The following is a 22,587-nucleotide window of genomic DNA, read 5'->3' as shown; positions in this document are numbered from 1 at the left end:
CAAAAAATAATAAAATTTAATTTAAAGTTTATAAATTTTTATAAAAATTTTTGTATTTTTCTTTATATTTATTAGTTTCAACTTGACGATTATATTTTTTATTTCAATTTTTAGGATTTAGTCTTAAAATAAAGTCGTTTTCATCAATATTAACTTTTGATAACTTAGCTTCATTAACTATAAAAGCAATCATTAATACAAGTAAAAAAATTAAAACAAAAGCAGGTTGTAAAATTTGTCCAATATCATTTGATCCAAACTTACTAAATATATCATAAAAAATATAAAGTAAAAATAGACTCATTATTGTTGAAGCAATCGAATTAAAATAAACACTACCTTTTACTTTTGTAACATCATTAACTTTATTGGTTTTGTGATTTACTAGTGCTGCTAACATTAATACTAAGTAAGTAGTAAAAGCAAGTACAACAACAGAATCACTAATTTTATCAATTAAATATGTGACACCTTGACCTACATAGTAAAATTCACTCATTTGATCATTTCTTTGTAAGCCATCACGATAAACTAACCATGATGTTGTTGTTATTACAACTAGAGTTATTGATATTAAAATTGCATTTATAAATCCACTTAGTCGATGCGAAATCATTGCTTTTGCATTTTTGTAATGCACCAATTGAACTCCATCATTATCTGTGGTACTAGATAGATTAATTACTCCAAAACTTGTAAATCCTGCAACCGAACCCAAAACAACTACAGCAATTATAAGTTTGCAAACAAGTGCAGCTTCTTTTGAAAGAATTAAATTAATAAGCGAAAATGAATCAGCATCAGTTGTACCAAAATATAGAGATACTGCAAATAAAACATTAACAAATACTACTAAAATAACTCCAACAACTTGACCAATAACAAGCATCCTTTTATGAGTTATTTGTTTTTCTATACTAGAACCATACATAAATCCATCAAGTTCAAATAGCAACATTGGAATTACTAGTATAAAATAGCTAAACTTTCATTGAGAAGTATTTGAACTAACAAATGCAGTGGTACTTAATTGAAATTTGGCATAAATACCAAGACCAATTACAAACAATAATGGTAAAAATTTTAAGTTATTAAAAAATATATGTAGATATTTAAATCACCCGTTTGAAGCATAACCGTTTGATATACACATAAAAAATATAATTAGAACTGCTATAAATATTATCAAGAATGCTTCGATATCAGCATTTATTCATGCTTGATTGTCATGATAGTCATCGATCACTCTAAAAACATAATATGAAACAGTAATTGCCATTAAACCAACATAAACAGGAATATATATGACACAATAAAATAATGAAAATAAACTTCCTGTTCTTCTTCCTATAAAAGTTTCTGCAAATGCAGTATGAGTATGATATCGGTTTTTTGCGCTTGTGCCAAGTTCAATAAAAACAAACACCATTGATACACCAATAAATGACATTAAAAATAACACAATTAGAACTATATAGGGATTATGTGCCGCTAATAAAGCTTGTTTACTTTTTAAATAAATCCCTACTCCAATTGAGTTTCCAAAAACAATAGAAAATACTCTTCAAAAATCAAATGCAGCTGATTTTCTTGCGTTTTTATTGTTAATTTGAGGGTGCAAAACATCAGTTGGATCAATTTTTAAATTATTCTTATTTTCCATTTCAATTCTCCTTTCATATCTAAATTGATAAAACATAAAAAAAATATAAATTTAAAATTATAAATTTATATTTACTTTCAATAAGTATAATTAACATTTGTTATTATACATTTTTTAAATTAATTACTTTATGCATAGGTAAAAAAATCCAAAAAATACTTTAAAAGTAAATATATATTGGTTTTGAAAATTATTAACTTTTTAAAAGTTTTGATTGAATTTTGCATATTTTCATTCCTTTACAATTTTTGTATCAATTTAATTAGTAAAATTTTAACAATTTAAAATTAAAGTTAAAATTTACCAATAATATTATATCATTATTAACATATCTAGTTATATAAAATAAAGAATAAAAAAACTCATTTTAAATGAGTTTAAAATAAATTATTTTTTTTCAGGTATTGTTTTGTGTCAATCAACCTTTGATTACTACTTCCTCGATATAAAATTTTAGGATCATATAACTCCAAAACAAATCTTCCATCAACTAAAATATCTATTTCTTTTAATATTTCAAATCTAGCAAAAGACTCTTTATTATTGTTTCTTTGTTCGATTAACTCTTCAATTGTAAACCCGGTATAAAGTCAAATATTTAAATTAGTTTCAAGTTTAATTCTCTTAATAAACTTTAAAACTTCAATCGAACTAAACATTGGATCTCCACCACTAAATGTGACTCCGTTTAATAAAGGATTTGCTTTTAAATCCTTTAATATTTCTTCTTCATAATCTTTTGTGAACTCTTTTCCTAATTTGAAACTTCAACTTAACATATTGTGACACCCTTTACAAGCATGTAAACACCCTGCTATATAAATTGAATATCTAATTCCAGGTCCATCACTAATTGTTTCTTTATAAATTTTTAATATTTTCATATTAATTACTCTTGAAATTTATGTTTTACTCTATCAGCTTCTTCTGCTTGTTTCCCTTGATTTCAACCATCTAAGTCACCAACTAAATATCCTGTTATTCTTCTAGTTCTAGATATATCAGTATTTCCACAACTTTGACAACTTAAAGGAATTAATGAAGTGTAGTGACATTTTTTACATCTATCAACTGGATGGTTTAAACTACCATAATTTGTTCCACTAATTCTCATAGCATTAATTATCGAAAGAACTGCATGTAGATTTTTTTTAGCTTCTCCATCTAGCTCTACATAACTTATACTTCCTCCAAGTGTAATTGGATGATAAGCAGCTTCTTTTTGAATTTTTTTAATTGCAGAAATATTGTAATAAACTGGTACATGATTAGAATTAGTAAAATAATCACGATTTGTAATTTCGGGAATTGATCCAAAAGCTTTTCTTGTTACTTTTGCCATTCTTCCTGCAACAGATTCAGCTGGAGTTGCAATTACTCCAAAATTTAAATTTGTTTTAGTTTTTCAATTATTAGCAACATTGTTAATTTCTTGAACAACTTGTAATCCAAACTCTTGTGCTTCATCACTTTCTCCATGATGAACTCCTAATAACGCTTTTAATGCTTCAGCAAGACCAACAAAACCAACTGTCAAAGAACCTTGTTTAAACACTGATTCGACAAATTGATCCGCTTCTAAATCTTGCCCTCCAGATAAAACGTTATTTTTCATTAAAAACGGAAACTCTTTTGCCATTGCACTAATTTGATACTTATAACGATCAAATAATTGGTCACAAACATCAGCAGAATAAGTGTTTATTTTTTGTAAAAACTTTAATTTTAAATCAGCAAAATTTGCTTTTTCATAATTAATTTTTCCTTCGTTTAAGATTCCTTCGCTTTTTAATAATTCTAAAGCAATAAAAGGTAAATTAATTGAAGTAAAGCTTAAATTTCCTCTACCAACACTAGTTTTTGGTCCGTTTACATTTTCAAAAACTCTTGTACGACAACCCATTGTTGCAGGTTCATAATATCAATTTTTTTTATCATTTGGTTTTCATAATTCGTGTTGATTATATGATTGATCTAAAAACATGAAATTAGGAAATAATCTGCTACTAGTTGTTCTAATTGAGTCTAAAAATAAATCAAAATTTGGAGTTTTTCAAACTAACTCTTCGCTAAATCATTTATCTTGGCCAATACTCATTGCGAAATTATAACTTTCTTCGTCAAAATTAACTCCAGTTTTAACTTTAAAAATTACGATTGGGAATATTGAAGTTTCACCATTTCCTAAACCATTTCTTAACGCTTTTAAAAGTGATCTTGTAACTTGTCTTCCTTCTTTTGAGGTGTCTGTTCCTAAATTAATTGATGAAAAAACAACTTGATTTCCACCTCTTGAATGTTGAGTATTTAAATTATAAATAAAACCTTCCATTGCTTGATCTGTTTCATACTCAACATTTTTAATACTCATTTCTCTAATTTTGTCATAAATTTGAGAAGTAAATTTATCACTTGAAACATGTCTTTTTACATGCTCAAATTCTAATTCTTTAAACTTAATTTCTTCATCTTTTAAAATAAGTTGTAATTTTTCTAAATTAATTTTTTCATCAAAAAATTGAAAGAATTGTTCAATATTTCTTTTCAAAGCTTTTCTAAAACTTTTATTAACACCAGGTGCCATAAAATAGTCAAATGCAGGAATTGCTTGACCTCCGTGCATTTCATTTTGACAAGTTTGAAAAATAATTGCCGCTAACTCAGCATAAACTCCAATTGACTGAGGTTCTCTGATTAATCCATTTCTTGTTCTAAATCCATTCTCAAATATCTCTTCAATATTATATTGAACACATGTAGCTGATTTAGTTGGATAGTAATCTAAATCATGAATGTGTATCAATGCTTTTTTATGTAAATCACTATAAACAGGATTTACTAAATTTTCTAATGCAAAATCTTTAGCACCGATTGAAGCAAATTTCATCATTTTTCCACTTGCAGTATCGCCACTCATATTAGCATTTTCATTTTTTAAATCATTGTTTTTTGTAGAAATAACTTGACTGAATTCATTCATCATATTGCTATAATTTAATTCTTTTGCACTCATTGTAAAACCACCCTGTCTATTTTTATACTTTGAGTGAAATAAAATAGCAAAGCACATTATACGCCCAGTGCTTATGCTTTTGAATTGATAAATTTTATATTATTTTTTCAACCCATTAATTTTTACTTCAAACTTATAAAACCATATAAAAAGAAAAATATCAAGTTTAAAGATAATAAAAAGCGCCTATAATAAAGCACTTTTTAAGAAAATAAAATATTTATTTATAAGTCAATAATGACTTTGAATCGTATTCTTTAAATAAATCTTTGTCATGCAAAAACAAAAGATCAGCTAAAAATACAATACCATTAACTGTTGCTTTACTTTGGTGAACTAAATCAATAATTGCTTGCATAGTTCCTCCAGTTGCTAAAACATCATCAACAATAACAACTTTATCATGGTCATTTAAATCATCTTTGTGAATTTGAATATGACCTTTATTGTATTCAAGTTCATATTCAATATCAATAACTTCTCTTGGAAGTTTACCTGGTTTTCTAACCAAAACAAATCTAACATCTGCAGCATAAGCTACAGCTGATGCGAATAAAAATCCCCTTGCTTCTGGTGCAACAACAACGTTTGCTTTTTTTAACTTAACATATTCAACCATTTGGTTAACAGCTTGTTTAAATGCATCAACATTATTTAATAAAGGAGTGATATCTTTAAAAACCACTCCTTTAATCGGAAAATCATTTACATCTAAAATATAATCTTTTAAATTTAAATTTTTGTCCATAAATTAGTCATTAACCCCTTCGATAATTTGTTCTTCACCTGTTACTTTTAATCCGTTTATAAAACGTTTTCTTGTTAAGTGATTTCTAATTCTAATTTGTTCTAGTCAAATTCAAACTGGTAAACAAATAAATAACATAATTATTCCCGAAGAAACAATTCCAATTATTACACTTAAACCAAATGAAGCTAATGAAGTTAAAGTTATTGATAATAATAATGAAATAATAATGTAAAATACTCCAATTAATAAAGAACGTTTAATTCCATACTTAAATGATTGAACCATAATTTCTTTTAAGTAGTTATTTCTTTTTGAAACTTTATTAATCTCAACTTTATTATTTTTTCTAACTTCTTTATACTCAATATATTTTTGTTGTTTGAATTTTTTAAATTCAAGTTTCAAGTCATTTCTTTCTTCTTTTGATAATTTTTTTTCTTTAGCTTTTAATTTCATATCAGCTTTTTTCAAGAAAATTTCATCTTTAATTTTTTTCTTCATATTTTTAACTTCAATACTATATTCTATTTCTTTTTTAAAGAAATTGATCATACTATTTTCGTCTTTATTTGCAATTAAGTTTCTTACTTTTCCAAACAACATAAACATTGTCAAACAAGTAAATGATATTGCCACTGCAACTGCTATTAATGAAGTCATTCCTAAAGGTATATAGAACGAAACTATTGCCCCAAGTGTTAAAACAGGTACTAATATTATTCCAATTACCATTGCAATATAGTATGTTCATTTAAATCTAATAAGGATATAGATTGCTAATGCTAATACAATAGCAAGAACTCCATAAGCCATTTGAATTGCCATATCAACAATTGTATAAGGTCTAATACGTTTTGCAACAAAACCACCATTACTATCAATTTCTTGAGTTTTGTTGAATCCACCAACTTCTGCAAATAGATTTTTAATTGTATATGAATCTGAATAAGTTACAGAAATTACTGATAGAGTAACTCATTGAATATCATCATTTGTTGATGAAGAAACATAGTTGAAATTATTTCCGTAGTTAATTGCGTAGTTATGAAATTTATAAGCTTCTGAATTTCCAATTGAATCTGTAATTGAATTTAAATAATCTTCGTTTGAAAATACAATATCTAAGAAACTATAAACAACTGTTGCAAATGGAGGTTTTTCGTCACTATTTGAAGGTGTTATATCTTTTTCTTCAAGCATTTGAGTTACTTTTTCTTTTAACTCATCACTACCACTTGATTTTTGTGAAAATGATCTTACCCCATTATACATTGACTCTAATTTTGTACCTCATAAAGTATATTCAACTCTATTACCAAATGATGAGTCCAAATTAGGAATTTTTAACCCTCCAAGAATTGAAGTTACGATACTAAATACTGCTAATGCTAATAAAACAAATTTTGAACCATGTCTAATAGTTTTTTCATAAGATTTAATTTTAATTTTATCTTGAGTATTTAAAACAACATCGCTTTCTTCATCCATTTCAACATCAACTTTTTCTTCTAACAAGTATTTTAATTCATTAATTTTGAATTCAATTCTCATTTTTTTAGTTGCCTTTTTAGGATCAATGATTTTATTTAACTTAGTTTCATACTCTGATATTTTTTTATTTATTTTTTGGTTATATTTTTCAAGTAAAGCTTTTTGTTTTGTAATTGCTGTTTCGATTTTTATGTTAAGTTTTTCTTCAAGCTTTACAAGTTTTTGTTCATAGGCACTCGTATCCCTATTTTTTTGTTTTAATTTTTGAATTTTATTTTTTGTATTTCTAATTTTATATTGTAAAAATACTTTTCCTTGATTTACAAAATCAGTGTTTAAAGCAAACAATTCTGGTTTATTGTTAAAAATATTTGTTGATATTAATAATTTATTTAAAATTGTTGCTAATAAAACTGTAAATAATAATGTAAACACAACTCCCATTAAAATAATTATTGCAAAGGACTGAATTGCATTTGATGTAATCCAAAACAATGAAATTGAAGGAATTATTAAAGCAATTAAAACGTCAATCGCTAAAGTAATATTTTCTTTAATTGAAATATTATAACTGGTTTTTATATTTCGTTGTTTAACGTATAAATTGAACTTCATATTTTCAAATATCATTGAAAATATTTCTAAGTTAATTGAAACTATAATTGCAACAGCAATAATTGCTTCAATTCCAAGAGTAAGTCCGAATCATGTTGTTGACATTAATGTCAAGGTTGTTATTGCTAAGATAACAACAATCATAAATAGCCCTAAAATTCTATATAAGAATAATGAGTAAATTAACAATGCTAATGCAACAACTCCTAAAAATATAATTGCAAGTTGCAACATTAAAGAAGTTACAGAAGGATTAGTTTTTAAAATATTATTAACTGTAAATACAAATCCTTTTGTTGATGCGTTAAATACAGCAGCTCCAGTACGAGCAGCTGATTCTGGTTGTTCATAAAAAATAATTTTTAAATTAGAACCATCTATATAAGCAAGTGAATTATTTGATTGTTGTTTTGTAATAGCTCCTGAATATAAGATATAGCTACCTATTTTTTCAGACATTGCTTTTTCGTTATTAATCATTGTTGATTTTTGATTATCTCAATATTTTCCAACGATTGTATTAATAGCTTTGAATACATCAGCAATTTTTCCTAATTTATTTTTTGTATAAGAGTTTAAATTATTATATCCTTCAATATCATTTGCATATTTTGCTTCTTCGCCATTAAAATCCTCTGATTTTGCATTGGGATCATAAACATATTTTGAAGTCTCACTCAAGAATTTAAAATTACTATTAACATACTCTAAAAATTTAGATTGACTGACCTCTTCATCTAACAAGTTTGTATAAATATTTCTTTTATTTCCACCTGTATCAATTTCTTCGTAAGTTCCAGCAAATAAATCAGATAAAGTACTTTTTTGTAACTCTTCAGTATCTGAATTTTTATACAAATTTCTCATTGGTGTTATTACTTGATCAAAATAACTTGCAATTTTATCTTCAGTTTTATCTTTTTTTACAGTGTTATAATAGTTTCTAATTTCGTTATAAAAACCATCAGCATCAACCATCAGTTTCATATTAACTGAAGTTTCTTGTTCACTAAAAATATCACTAAATTTTGTTCCATTTAATTTAAATTGAATAGCAGGACTTTTTGAACTACCAGAAGTAATTGCAGTTGTTTTCGCTTCACTAAAATAATCTGTAATTCCAGAACGAGTTATTTTTTTGTCTTCAATTTTTAATTGATAGTCCTCATATTTTTCATTAAGTAAAATCGCTCCACCATTTCTTTGGATTTGATTTTTAAATTGAGTTTCTGAATCATACGCTTCAACTGGAGAAAGAACTTTCAAATAGTTTAATCCAGCAGTTTCAATTGTAATTTGATTTGTTCCCATTGGGTTTAAACGTTCTTCTAAAACTTTTGCTGCTTCTTTTGAATCACCGTTAGGTTGACCTCCAGTTGCCGCTTCTTTATTTACGTTATTTACCGCAACTAGAGCAGAATAATAACCTTTAAAATCACTACCTAAACGAAATTTATCTGTAAAACGTTCAGTTGAAAAAAAGATTCCAACTAAAAGTGATGCAAGTATTATAAAGATTGAACAAAATCTAAATATATTAAATTTTCCAGATTTGTTTAGTTTAGTTTTGGGCGAGTTTTTTTTCACCATAATCACTTATCCTTCTAAAATGGTTTTTAAATCATTAGCTATAGTGTTTGAATCGTCTTTAATTGATTCATAGTTTAAATATTCAAATAGTTTATTAACTTTTATGTTCATTATATAATAAGCAGCATTATTGATATTCTCAATTTTATTTCTTTTTAAAATAATGTTAGTCAAATAATTATAAAGGTCTTTAATAGTAATATTACTAATTTGTGTTTTGATCTCTACAAGTTTGAGTTCTAGCATCATTTTGATTGTGCTAATTATATCTTCGTCTTTCATTTGTCAATCACCATACTTACTTATTATACAAAAAAAAGTAATTAAAGTTTAAATTATTAATTTTTTTTATTATTTTTTGAAATTGGACTTTTTAACATTTTTTTTCGTTTTGCTTTTTTTTGCTCTTTATTATATTTAACAAGTGCAATTTGACGAATTTTTTCTAACTCTTGTTCATCTGAAGTAATTTTTTTTAAAATAACATCTCTTTCATCATTCTTCTTAATGTCATAATCAAAAATACCTTTAATGGCTTTAGTTTGTAAAATATTTATTTTTACATTTGGATCTGCCATAAATATATCTTTTTCAATTTCATCTCAATTTAAAACTGTCATTGCAACCATTATTACAGCTCTGTGTAAATAATTTCGATTAATTCTATTTGTAACATCTCAACTAATAATATCATTTTGATATCCTTTATCTAAAAGAGTTTTGTTAATTTCTTTAGGGTTATTAGTTTTAATTAAATAAGTTCTTACGGTAAATTTTGGATAAAGTGCATTAGTGGTTATTGCAGAAGCAAGTACAAGACCAATAGAAGCGAATAAAGATGGTCCAAATATAAATCCTAATTTAATTTGAGCAACTAATGAGGTTGGTAAATCATCACCATAACCATTTTTAGTGGCATATTCAACTAAATATTTTCATCCAGTATCAGTATTAAAATTATTTTTTCCTTTTAAATTTTCAATAATTTCTTGAATTAATTGCGCGTGATCTTTTCCTTTTAAATCTGTTAAACCCATGTTATGGGCAAAATCAGGATTAACAACTCCATTTACATCAACTAATCCTGATTTATTAAATAAATAATTTAAAATAGAATTAATTAAATCGACATTATTTTTATCATAAGTTTCAAACGCTTTTGCTAAACCAAGATTATTTAAAACATTTGCTTTAATATCTGGATTTACCATATTCATTGGCAAAATAATTGTATTTAAAGTTATAACAACAGCTAAAATTACTAAATTGACATTACGATTAATCGCACCAATTGGTTTATTTTTCTTTTTAGAATAATATATAGAAATAAAATCAGCACCACCAGTAGAAGAACCCATTTTATAAACAATTGAATAACTTAATCCCAGCATTAATCCTCCGATTACACCAAAAACAAATAATCATATTCCTGCATTTCACGAATTTGTAATATCTTGTAATAATTTATAATTGACAATAAAATGAAATTCAGTTGGGTTAATATAAGGAATAATTTGAATAATTTGGTCAAAAGTTATTTGTAAAGCAACAAATAGAATTGTTGTATAACTAAATTTCTTTCCTAATTTAATATATCCAAATATAAATAAAGGTACATTTATTACAAAATAATAAATAAAATAAAATGAGCTTTGTTTTGATACATCATTTCCATATGTTAAGATTGATAAAAATCTAGCAAACGCACCAAGACCAGCAGGAAATAATCCATTTCTACCAGTAACAGAAATAAAGTAGTCAAATGCGATAGTAATTATAAATGCAGCTAAAATAAGTTTTAAAAACTCTTTTCAAAACTTATTTTTAAAATATGATTGTACTAACAACCTTTGCTCTCTTTTAGAAATAATTTTATTTTCAAGATGAGTCATATCCAAATCTTTTATTACTTTTTGATTTGAATCATTACCTTCTATTGTATTAACTTTTTGAGGATCAATATCTATAGTTTCCATTTTCTTACCTTTTCTCATATTATTTATCGTAATTATCTTTATTATTTTTTGCGTTTTTTAAAATATTTGTTAAACCTATTTCTTTTCGTCGTTCTTTTTGTCTTTTTAAAATTAATTCCCTTAAAACATCTGAATCATATCTGGATTTACCTTCTTTTAAAGCTTTGTTTATAATTTCTTCTTCTTCAATTTCTAATGGATTTAATTTTCTAGATCCCCTAACAACTTCGCCATGTTTTTTTGCACGATTAATTATTTTTGTTAAATCATCTTCATCTAATTCAACTGTATCATTGATATTGACATAATTAATCTCATCATCTTCTAAAGTTATTGTTTCAAGTTTGATGTCAGAAAGTTTAGTTGTTGATAAATCAAGTAATTCTTCAAATGCCAATATAGCGGAATTGTCAGCTTCATTAGTTTTAATTGACTTAAACGATTTATCTTTTTTTAACTTAGCCACAACATCACCTACTATAATAGAAAAATAATACCAAACAAATATAAAAAAAACCACAAATAGTGGTTTCTTTATTAAATTATCCTTCAGTTTTTAAACGAACTGTAACTTTGAATGAACCAACTTTTAATGGATCATAATCATTTCTTGTGATATCAACAACTGTAAAGACATTTTGATCTTTTTCATTGAATCCACCAAATACAATTGGAGTATTTACTTTATTTTTTGTTGTCATAAAGATTGGTAATTTACCTGATCCAATTGCTGGGATTTTTACATAAACTAATATTTTCTCAAAAGGTGATTCAACTTCAGCTAAGATTGTATTTAAATATTTCATAAATTCATTAGCTACTAATTGAGATCCTTTTTTCTTACCTTCAACAAACTCATGAGTTTGGTTATGTGTAATGTAGAATGAAATTGGTGCATCACATGCAATTAATAAGTGTTTTTTATTAACTGTTGCTCCATCATAAGTATATGATGATTTGTCTTGTGAGCGATCTGCAATTACTTTAGCAATGTTTTTTGCCACATCTTCCATAGTAAAGATTTTTCCAGTTTTTAAATCATATTTTGCAGATTTATTTCATAATAATTCATCGTCATTTACGCTGATATTATTTAAGAACATCAATTTACGTAATCATTTTTTTGGAGCATTTTTTCATTCATCTTCTCCTAAAATAACTTTTGATGGTCCTTCGTCTTCGATTTTAGCTTTCATAACTTCAACAATGTCAACTGCTTCTGGTTTTAAACCACTTTTGTCAACCATCATCAATGATGGTCCCATTCCTGAGAATAATGAAACTGTATCTTTTTTAAATCTTTTAACTCATTGATCGTGTTCTAGTTCAAATAATTCGTTTATAACCTCTAATTCATCATTTGAACTTTTTGAAAAGTCAATAATATATCTTGAAGATAATAAGTTAAATAATCTTGCTAATAAGTATTTTAAAGTATTAGCTGTTTCATAAATTTTAAATTTATGTAATGGATCATTATCTCATGGTGATAAAGCGTTGTTGTAAATAATTTTTAATGCAACAAAGTTAACACTTGATTTTTTTGCAACTTGAGCTAATGCTCCAGATTCTGTATCAATAACATCAATAGTTTGACCATATTTGTCAACCATTTCTTTGAATTGTTTTGAATTATAGATTAACATATCTGCAGTTCCAACAATTCCATCTGAAACTCCTAATTTAAAGTTTTTAACTTGAGTAACAAATTCTGTATTGAAAGCAAATGCTTCTGGTTCATGAACTATTTGCCCATATTTAATATCTTTGAATACTGTTAAATCAGCATCTCTGTAAATAAATTTTGTTGACATAACTGTGTCAGTTGTGTCAAATTTGTCATTTGTTGATAAAGCTAAATCGATATTTAGCACTGTTTCTAAAGCTGGATATTCTTCCATTAAGTATGTAATTGCCATAGCAGCATTTGCTTTTCCATATCCGATAGTTGCGATTATGAAAAATTTCCCTCTAAACTTAACGTGTTGAATAACCATGTTTCTTCACCAATATTTTTTAACAGTTTTAACACCTTCACGGTCTCTCACTGTAAAGTAAGCTGTCGAAATCATTCCGATCATTCTTCTGTCACCTCATATTTTCTGTTCTACCTTTATATACTATGCTCACATAAATATATAAAGATTAAATATATTTTACTAAAAAAATGCCTAGAAAATTAAATATTTGCTATTTTGGTAAAATATTTTTTTATAAAGTTTTTAAAAGCAAAAAATTACAACTAGTTGTAATTTAATTATTTATAATTTTAATTTTTTTAATAAAAAATAATTCTGCATTTTTTTTAAGATCAAAAGTTATTATTTTATCTCTAACTCGATATTGGTATTGGTATAAATTAATAATTTTTTCATCGACATCATTATCACCAATTTTATTGTATTCATCTAAAATTTGTTTTGCTTTAACTTTTTGAGAAAAATCAAATCTATCCATAAATGTTTCAATTACTGGAGTAATATTTTTTATTCCTTTAATGTCATTTAACATATCAATAAAATTATCTGCAAAACTATTTTCTTCAATATTATTATTTATTATTCCAAGTTTTTCTAAAATATCATCTGGATTTTTAGCAATTTCAGGAAGAACGCTTCCTGCATTTTTTACTAAGCTACTTAATGTATTAAAATTTATTTTTGTATCATCTTTTAAAAGTTTTGTTGGGATATTTTTAACTCCCCCGCCATTATCTTCTGTTTGACCAGAAGATTCTACATAACCATTTTTGTGACTCAAAAAATACTCAGAAAGATTTTTTAAACTATTTAATCTATTTTTATCAAAACTTAATCCCATAAAATCATATAAATTTATTTTTTTAATTAAATCAAAATTCTCAACAATATCTGCAATTGATTTTGCATACTGACCTGGTTCATTTAGTTCAATTTTAAAATCAATAATTTTACTTAAATAATATAAAATTGGTTTATTTCAAATTGTACCTCATGTGTTATCAACAATACCATTTGTTGATAAAATATTTACAACTGCTCTTTTTCCATTTTGAGTTAAAGGTATTAAGTCATTTACTGAATCAGCGATTTTATCGCTATACTTTTTTAAAATATTTTCTGGAGTATCCATCTTTAAAGTTCCTAAAATAGATTTTATAAGTTTCCCTCATACTGTACTTGGACTTTCAAGATCGTCACCTAATATTTTAATAGTTACCAATTTTCTATTTCTATCAGTTGACAATAAACCTAAACCTTTTGTTAAAACATTTCCAATTTTAACACTTTTGTTTTCGGTAATGACGCTATTTAATATTGTTCTTACTAAAGTAGAAATTCCTCCAGTGTTATTATATTCGCCATTATAATCTTTCATTAAGAAATCTTTAAACTTGTTAACTTGTTCTTCTGCTTTTTTAATAACTCCATCTTCACTAGCATCAGATAATCCAATTTCAATATCTAAATAAGCATAATCTTTATAATCATTTGACCCGCCCTGTTCTATTGAACTAAAGTCTTCATAAAATAAAAGTTTCATTAAATTTTTTGCAGCCATACCATCGTTGATATAAAACATGTCTAAAAAATAATTAATAGCAGATTTTAAGTTCAATGTGTTTTTTGTAACGTCATCAAAAGATTTGCTTCTATAATTTTTTAAATCATTTGTACTAACTTCTTTATAAGAAGCATCTTTATAAGTTTCAAAAAAACCTGAAATATATACACTTAAAACTCTTACGAAATTTAAAATATCTGCAATACTTTGAGTATTATTAAACATATCAAATGTAAACTTTGCATTCCCATTTAAAATTTCTTTAATAGTATTTGAAAGTTGTTGCATAGCGATTGGATAATTATTTTTAACTGATTCAGAAGTACTTGCATCTAAATGATTTGGTCTAGAATTTTGATCTGGATAAGAAAATTTATTAATTGCATTTATCATAGAAATTATTGAAGAACTTAATGCAGTCTGAACACTCATTTCATTATATTCTGATCTAAAAAAACTTGTAGATAAATTTGAAAAAGCATCAGCAGGAATAGCTTTTGTTATAATTTTTAACAACGGACTATTTGCAAAAGATTTTAAATTTAATAAACCAGATTTTTCTAAAATTGATATTCCTACTCCAGCTGTATTCTTATCACCAAGTGAATCGATTATTGAAGGTAAGTTTTTTATAAAAGGTTGTAATGCAGAACTTTCTTCTGGTTTTTGTCCTTTTTTTAAATTAATTCCTTCAACATTTGTTTCATCACTACTATAAACATTAGATTCAAAATATTTATTAGCAATATCAGAGAACTTAGAAGAACTTGTAAATTCATCATTTGTATCAAAGTTAGCGTTACCATTTAATCTTTGAATTTGTTGATTTTTTATAACACTATTAAAAACATAATTAAAATCATAATCTTTGACATTATTTAAATAAGCATTCTTTGCCATTTCTTTTAATAAAATGTTAATTGACTTCGAAGAAATTTGATTTGTAATTTCTTCTTTTCCACAAGAAACAGTTAATGTGCTTGTACTTGTAATTAATGTTACAATTGCCATAAATGAAAGTAATTTTTTCATTTTAACTGCCTCCTATTCCGTTATTTTCGTTATTAGTAATTTGCTTATTAAATTCTTTAACTAATTGTTTTTTTATCGATTGGTGTAAAGAATTTGTAAAATTTTTTTTATCAAGAAAAAGAAAATTGTCAATAGAATTATTACCAACTTCACTTGTTTGATTGTTATTATTATCTCTTTGTATAGAAATGACTAGGTTAACCAAATCTATTGAACTATTTGCAGCATTTGCGATTATATTAATTATTTTTTTTAAATTATCTTCATCAAAATCAAAATCATAAATTACGCTATTATTTTCATTAGCATCAATAGTTGCATAGTTTGTGAAATTTTCATACTGATTATAAGCGTTTAAAGCAATGTTAGAAATATTACTAATTTTTTGAGATTCATTTATAAAGTAATTAAAATCTTTATAAAAATTTATTGTTCTAACTCCTTGAGGATAATATTTTACAACTTCTTTAACAACATTTTCGATTTTTAAATTAAACTCTTTTGAAGTTTCAGAGATAAAAATTGCTTCATTTGTTCTTTTATTAATCGGAACTTGTCCTGCGTTAGTTTTTGAATAACAAACTTTACCATCATCATCTTTATTTGAATAAGGATTTCCTTCAATGCTTAAACAACTTTCATTTAAATTTTCATCTTGATAAGAAAAAGTCTTATAAACTTTTTCTGCATTAATTGGTAGCAAAGAAACTGGTGGAGGTGTTATAAATAAAATATGTTTAATTCCATTATTTAAAAGAGCAAATAATGAATATCTAATCTTTGTAATTGCATCATTCATTATTTTTGTTGGTGTTTCATTTAATTTGTAAGGATCATAAAACTTAAGCATTGATAATAAATCATTTTGTCCAATCGAAATTGAAACAACATCATTATTTTTTATAACGTGTTGTTGTACCAAAGCTTTTACTTGATTATCAATAGTTGCGTCATTCATAATATTTCCCATTAAGTTTTCAATATTACTAGCACTAGCTCCACCAACTGCATAATTTGTACCATAACTTTGATCTTTATCTAATTTGTAATTTAAATAACTTGCTTTTGGGTCGTTCATTTTTAAAACTTCTTCTCCAAATTGCAATGCAGCACTTTTACCATTTGTAAAAGAAGAGTTATCATTTCCATAAGCTTTTTGATAATTATTTAAATCTTGATTTTTATTAGCATAGCCATACTTACCACCTAATGATAAATTTACTTTCATATTTTTTAAAGATAATTTATTTGATAAATATTTTGAAGTACCATTTGCATCAGAAAAGTTATCTCCTAAAATAAAATAATTTGTAACTGAGTATTCATTTTTTGCAATATCAGAATCTTTTATCGCATTAGATTTATCAATCTCTAAACCAATTTTAAAAGGATCCTCATCATTAAAATTGCTAGTTGGTTTTTTACAACCAATTAATTGTGAAACTGAAACAGCAAAAAACGAGATTGACATAAATGCTACTAACAATTTTTTCATTTTGATTCCTCCGTTTATGAATTATTTTTTAAAGCTTTTTCTTTTGCAATTCTTTGTGCTTCTAAAATTTTTTGTTGTTTAACAGATAAATTTCTATTATTATTTTCAACTCGCATCTGAATTGGTTTGTTTATAATTTCTTCAACTTTTTTTGGCTTTATATTTATACCAGCTTTTTTTCAAGATATTTGTTGAGCTAATAAAATCTTTTTTTGTTTTTCTGATAAATTGTTGTTACTTAAAATGTCATTTGTCGAATAGAAAGGATTTATACTTTTATTATTTGTTGAATTGACTTTTAATTCTAAATCAATTTTTGAAATATTATTATTTTTTTGAACTAATTGGTTTTGATTGTTAATTAATTTTGTTTGACTAATTATTTTTGAATTAATATTTAATTGTTTATTATCATTTTGTTTTTTAGGTTCTACTATTTTTGGTATTTCTTTAATTACTTCAATAGGTTTCACGCTTGCTTCAAAATCAAAAGTACCAATATTAGAATTTTTTAATTTATTTAGTAGTGATTCTTTTGTAGAATGTCTTGGAGTTTTAAGTGGTTTTTGACTAACACTAAATTTAACTTTACTCGCTTTTACTCTTTGTTTTTTTTCAGGTTTAATATAACCTCTTTCTCTAATAAATAAAACTATAGAAAATGCTAATAGCATTGGAAAGTTAATTAAACAAGTAATTAGAAAACCAGTTCCTCATTTAAGCATAGTTAATCCTTTTGTAAATCATAAATCAGAAAAATCATCAATTTGTCATTTCCTTGGAATATCACTTGTTGAAAATGTTTTTGTAAATACTCTTCCAAATCTCGATCCAACTAATTGATTATTAAGTAATTTATTGTTAATAATCAAATTTATTGTTTCAATTTGTTCATTTACAAATCAAACTGTATTATTTAATAGAAATGTTCCAGGTGAGCTATCAACGCTCAATTGACCTGTTGTAGAATCTCTTAAACTAGAAATTTTTTGATTATAAAGATTTTGATTAACTGTTGTTTGTTGTTTTTTTAACTCTTCATATAATTCTTTTGAAAAAACATTACTTAATCCATCAGATGAAAATAATCAACCTATTCCACTTTTAGAATATATTTTGCTTTTAAAATTTTCTATAAATTTTTTTTCAAACGATAACAAATTTAAAGCTAGATCATATAAATCAATGTCTTCTTTATTAATAATTTTTTCACTTCAATATTGTTCATATCATTTATTTGCAAAGTCTAAATATTTTTGATAATTTAGTTTTACTTCAAATGGATCATTAAAATTAATTTTTGAAATAACATTATTTATAAAAGCTGGTTTGATTGCAGATTCAATAATTATATCGTATAAACCTGTTTCGTTTTCTTTTGTATGATTATCATCAGTTTTATACGCAGTTATTACAAAATTATTCTTTTGAAAAGTTTGAGGAAGCTTATTTTCAATTTCATTCAAATATTTTAGAGATTCTGAAGAAATTCCTGGGATAGTTAACCCAAATGAACCAGCTGTATAAAAAATATTTAAAAAGAAAAAGAAAAATGCTAGAAATCGTCTAGTTTTACCACGAAATACAACTCTTCTTCTTCTTTTAACAATTTTTTTTTGCTCCATAGTCTCTCCTTTTACTAATAATAACTTAAATAAATATGGATTTTTAACATTAAAAGGAATTTTTAATTAATAAAAAAAGTTTTAAGAACTAATTACTCAGTTCTTAAAACCTGCATTGTCATTATTAAATCATTTTCAGTGTTTGTTGAAAAGACTTTACCAGAGTGATAAATATTTTCACTATCAACAGCATTTATCATTAATGATAGTTCTCGCTCTAAAATTCTACCTTGAAAATTAGTTACAGTTAAAAGTTTCTCTACTAAAAATTTTTTAAAAAATATTGGATCTGATTCTGCTAAAATACCATATTCTAAACGGTTTAAATAACCGCTTCCAGTAACTTTAGCTTCTGTAATCATATATTCTCTAACTACTTTATTTATTTCTGCAATTATATCTTCATTTTTTGAAAAATATAAAATAATAAAATCCGCTCTTTCTCTAACTTGCATCTTAACTTTCACTCTTTTCTTGATTCAACATTGAACTGCGTTTTTCAAGTAATTCTTTTGCTTTTTGTTTTTTCTTTTCTAATTTTTTTGCTTTAGGAGAATCTAAATGTTTTTCTCTAAAACGTTTTCGATCTCTAACAGAATTTAATTCAGCTAATTGTTCATCACGATAAGCTGCTTCTTCATCTTTTAATTCCCTTAAATCTCTTAAAGTTTCATTTAATGATTTTACAATTTGTGTTGTTGCGTATGGATCGTTTGGGTCATAATACATAACGTTATCAAAAATATCTTGTGTATCAACATTTGGCATTGTACCAACTACTAATGAATGAAATCGATTATAATTATCTTTTAAATTTGCAATTTGCACTCTTGTGTCATTAGGAATAGCATCCATCATAAAATCTGAAATCATTAATAAATCAGCACGTTTAAATTCTTCAGAAGTCATTTTTTGAACTACTCTTTGAAATGCAGGTTTTGCATTTGTTCTACCATAAAATGATTTTGCAAGAAAATCAAGCATTTTTTGAATGTTTAAATGTCTTGCATCAATTTCAAATTCATCAACATGCTGATTGGCAAAATTAACAAAAACTAAATCTCTATGTTCTTTTAATGCAACTTTAGCAACAGCTATTGCAAGCGCTTTGGCTATATATTCTCCAGACCCTTCCATAGAACTTGATGTATCAATACATACAATAAATTTTCCCTGTTCTAGAGGAATTGGTGCTTCATATTCAACTTCTTCAACTTCATGTTCGATAATTGTTTCATTTGATTCAAATAAAAATGCTTGTAATTGTGATTCAACAAACTTTTTATAAAACACAATTTCTAACTCAGGATCAAATAAGTTTGCAAGTTCCATTGGTAAGAGTCTTTCAATGTCTTTTGACATTGTTACACCAACCAATTCTTCAGGGTTATAAGGAAGTTTTACTTTTGTAGGATAAGTTACAACTTGTTCTGTAATGTTAACTTCCATCAAGTCATCTTCACCATTCAATCTTCCTAGAAGCTCTGCAATTCTTAAAATACTTGGATCTTTATATAAAAATTCTGCAAATCTAGATATTGATTCTATATTTTGGTTTTTTAACTCATCATCTACTTCTGCAATTTTTCCAAAAACATCATACATTGTTTTATAAATTTTTGCATATTTTCCATAGTTTTTAATAATTGAATAAATTTCAACTAAATAGTTGTAACGTAAGTCTTCAACAGTTTTCATACGATAATCTAAAATTCTTTTAGTAAGCATAAAGGTTCAAGTTCTGAAAAACTCAGTTAATCAGTCTCTTCCTTTTAACTCAACTCAACCGTTTTCAATTTTTCATTGCATTGTATCAATGTAAGTTTCAAAAGGAGAATCAAACTCTAGTAGTTTTTGACGAATTAAGTTTAATTTTTGAGCAAAATCAACTTCATCAAATTTTTCAGATACGTAGTTGTAATAAATTATTTCTTTTCTAATTGGTTCAGGTAATTTAATTTGTTTAATAGTAGATAATTTTGAAGCACTATAAAAATTATTAATTTTATCATCCAATTGTTCTGCTGCATATTCATGCTCTTTTTTAAATAATAAAAAATCACTATTATGTAAATCTTTTTGCCTTAATTTTTCTAACTCTTTTTTAATTTCATTAACAGGCTCGAATTTTTCAAAGTCCATTTTATCACCTACTTTTACAAATTAATAATAAAAACTGCGTCTAGTACGCAATTTCTAAATTTTCATATGGTACTTCATTTACTTCTGAAATATCTTGATCTAATTCTAAATTTTGTTCGTTACTTGGATTTGACTTTTTAACTGTATCAAAAGCTTCTGCAATTTTTTCTTTATAAATTTCTTCAAAAAATACACAGTTCATATTTGTATATTTACGATATTCTTTAAACATTTTTGCACTAACTTCTTTTACTTGTTCTTCAATTTTAGAAACTTGTTGAGCTATACTAATCATTTGATTGTTAAATTCTAAAGGATTATCATTTTGAATTTGATATTTTTTATTTTCACTAACAAATAAAATTTGATCTGACTTGTATGCTTTTACCAACATTTTTTGACTACCTTTATATTTATTTAAGTTTGGTCCAAAATGTAAATCAATTTCAAAACTTTCACTAGGTAAATTACTAATTTTATTTCAATCAGCTGCAGAAATAAAACACATACGATATTCGTCTCCACCATCTGTGAAGTTAATTAGATAAAATGTTCCTTTAAGTTGAGCTCTAAAAGGCGAGTCGTAAGGAGTTAATCTTAAATATTGAGCTTCAATTTGTCCAATTTGCGCATTCATTGAGTCTAATTGATTTAATAAATTACGTTTTTCATTACGTCATTCTAGTCCAAACTGCTCTAAAAATGCTTTATAAAATATATTTGTATAATCTTTTTCTTGTTCTTCATCATCTCAAATACAATAAGGAATAACAAATAAATCAGGAATATCTGTTTCTCCTCTTCCATTATAAAAAGCACTTGTTTTCATTAATCCTGCAATTTTTTTTCAACGTCTGTCTGAAATATAAGCTTCACCATTTGTATCTAATGTCATTTTTTTTCTAAAGTAATGAATAAAATCAAGACATTTACGACTAACTCTAACTGCTTTTGATTGTTTTTTTCAAACTTCTAGTTCTTCAAGTGAAATTTGTAAATCAGGATCTACATCAACATCTAATGAAGATTCACCATCTAAAAGTTGTTCAAAATTGTTTTCAGATTTTAACCCTTCTGCAATATAACGAATAATAAAACGGTCAAATAAAGCTTCTAATCCTTCACCTTCTGCTGGTAATTCGTTTGATGCAGAAATTAAAAGTTTTAGTGGGACTTTGATATCTTTTCCACCATTTCTAAAGATTTTTTCATTAATAATTGTTAATAAAGTATTTTGAATACTTGGTCCAGCTTTTCAAATTTCATCTAAAAAACCAATATTTGAAGAAGGTAAATATCCATCAACAACTCTAACATATTTCCCTTCTTTTAAAAGTCTTAAATCAATTGGACCATAAATTTCTTCAGGTGTTGAGAACTTACTCATTAAATACTCAAAATTAGTTCCCCCTCTAATTGCAAATTTCATCCTACGTGAAATCAAAGATTTTGCAATTCCTGGTTTACCTAGTAAGAAAATTGATTCTTCTCCAAGTAAAGCTAACATAGCAAGTCTAAAAATTACTTCTTTTTCATAAACTTGATAACTAATAGCTTCTGTTAACTTTTTTATTCTTTCAGTTATATCCATAATGATTCTTCCCCTTTTTAACACTAAAAATATTATAAACAAAACAAGTAAAAATTACAT

General features: G+C 25.5%; 15 protein-coding genes. All 15 read right to left on the bottom strand.

Going from position 1 to position 22,587, the window contains the following annotated elements:
• Positions 1-28: 28 nt before the first annotated feature.
• Positions 29-1,663 (bottom strand): amino acid permease, encoded by a 1,635-nt coding sequence (locus SGLAD_RS02335; protein WP_166739162.1) that lies wholly within the window; start codon positions 1,661-1,663, stop codon positions 29-31.
• A 377-nt stretch (positions 1,664-2,040) separates the two neighbouring features.
• A complete protein-coding gene (nrdG, locus tag SGLAD_RS02330; protein ID WP_134297435.1) occupies positions 2,041-2,547 on the bottom strand; it encodes an anaerobic ribonucleoside-triphosphate reductase activating protein in 507 nt (168 codons plus the stop codon).
• 5 nt (positions 2,548-2,552) lie between these two features.
• Entirely contained in the window at positions 2,553-4,676 is a 2,124-nt protein-coding gene (locus SGLAD_RS02325) for an anaerobic ribonucleoside triphosphate reductase (protein WP_166739161.1), read from the bottom strand.
• A 220-nt stretch (positions 4,677-4,896) separates the two neighbouring features.
• Entirely contained in the window at positions 4,897-5,412 is a 516-nt protein-coding gene (locus tag SGLAD_RS02320) for an adenine phosphoribosyltransferase (protein ID WP_134298402.1), read from the bottom strand.
• Between the two features lie 15 nt (positions 5,413-5,427).
• Positions 5,428-9,123 (bottom strand): protein translocase SecDF, variant type, encoded by a 3,696-nt coding sequence (locus tag SGLAD_RS02315; RefSeq protein ID WP_243831626.1) that lies wholly within the window; start codon positions 9,121-9,123, stop codon positions 5,428-5,430.
• Between the two features lie 6 nt (positions 9,124-9,129).
• The gene (locus tag SGLAD_RS02310) at positions 9,130-9,405 is read right to left on the bottom strand and encodes a post-transcriptional regulator (RefSeq protein ID WP_134297432.1); all 276 of its coding nucleotides are present in this window, start codon (positions 9,403-9,405) and stop codon (positions 9,130-9,132) included.
• Positions 9,406-9,461: 56 nt separating this feature from the next.
• Positions 9,462-11,099 carry a YitT family ABC transporter gene (locus SGLAD_RS02305; protein ID WP_166739160.1) on the bottom strand — a complete coding sequence of 546 codons (1,638 nt, stop codon included), beginning with the start codon at positions 11,097-11,099 and terminating at the stop codon, positions 9,462-9,464.
• 19 nt (positions 11,100-11,118) lie between these two features.
• The gene (locus SGLAD_RS02300) at positions 11,119-11,565 is read right to left on the bottom strand and encodes a hypothetical protein (protein ID WP_134297430.1); all 447 of its coding nucleotides are present in this window, start codon (positions 11,563-11,565) and stop codon (positions 11,119-11,121) included.
• A 76-nt stretch (positions 11,566-11,641) separates the two neighbouring features.
• Positions 11,642-13,180, bottom strand: coding sequence for a cytoskeletal motor fibril protein Fib (fib, locus tag SGLAD_RS02295; protein WP_134297429.1), 1,539 nt, complete (start codon positions 13,178-13,180; stop codon positions 11,642-11,644).
• Positions 13,181-13,352: 172 nt separating this feature from the next.
• A complete protein-coding gene (locus tag SGLAD_RS02290) occupies positions 13,353-15,674 on the bottom strand; it encodes a Vmc-like lipoprotein signal peptide domain-containing protein (protein ID WP_134297428.1) in 2,322 nt (773 codons plus the stop codon).
• Between the two features lies 1 nt (position 15,675).
• Positions 15,676-17,169 carry an SGNH/GDSL hydrolase family protein gene (locus SGLAD_RS02285; protein ID WP_134297427.1) on the bottom strand — a complete coding sequence of 498 codons (1,494 nt, stop codon included), beginning with the start codon at positions 17,167-17,169 and terminating at the stop codon, positions 15,676-15,678.
• A 14-nt stretch (positions 17,170-17,183) separates the two neighbouring features.
• Positions 17,184-18,794, bottom strand: a complete 1,611-nt coding sequence (locus SGLAD_RS02280; RefSeq protein WP_134297426.1) for a hypothetical protein — start codon at positions 18,792-18,794, stop codon at positions 17,184-17,186.
• 92 nt (positions 18,795-18,886) lie between these two features.
• Positions 18,887-19,249, bottom strand: a complete 363-nt coding sequence (locus SGLAD_RS02275) for a DUF296 domain-containing protein (protein WP_134297425.1) — start codon at positions 19,247-19,249, stop codon at positions 18,887-18,889.
• Between the two features lies 1 nt (position 19,250).
• Entirely contained in the window at positions 19,251-20,936 is a 1,686-nt protein-coding gene (locus tag SGLAD_RS02270; RefSeq protein WP_134297424.1) for a vWA domain-containing protein, read from the bottom strand.
• A 40-nt stretch (positions 20,937-20,976) separates the two neighbouring features.
• Positions 20,977-22,527, bottom strand: a complete 1,551-nt coding sequence (locus tag SGLAD_RS02265) for an AAA family ATPase (RefSeq protein ID WP_134297423.1) — start codon at positions 22,525-22,527, stop codon at positions 20,977-20,979.
• Positions 22,528-22,587: the final 60 nt, after the last annotated feature.

It is taken from the genome of Spiroplasma gladiatoris, assembly GCF_004379335.1.
GTDB lineage: Bacteria > Bacillota_I > Bacilli_A > Mycoplasmatales > Mycoplasmataceae > Spiroplasma_A > Spiroplasma_A gladiatoris.
The sequence above is the reverse complement of the archived record's forward strand: the minus strand, read 5'-3'. Positions and strand labels throughout refer to the sequence as shown.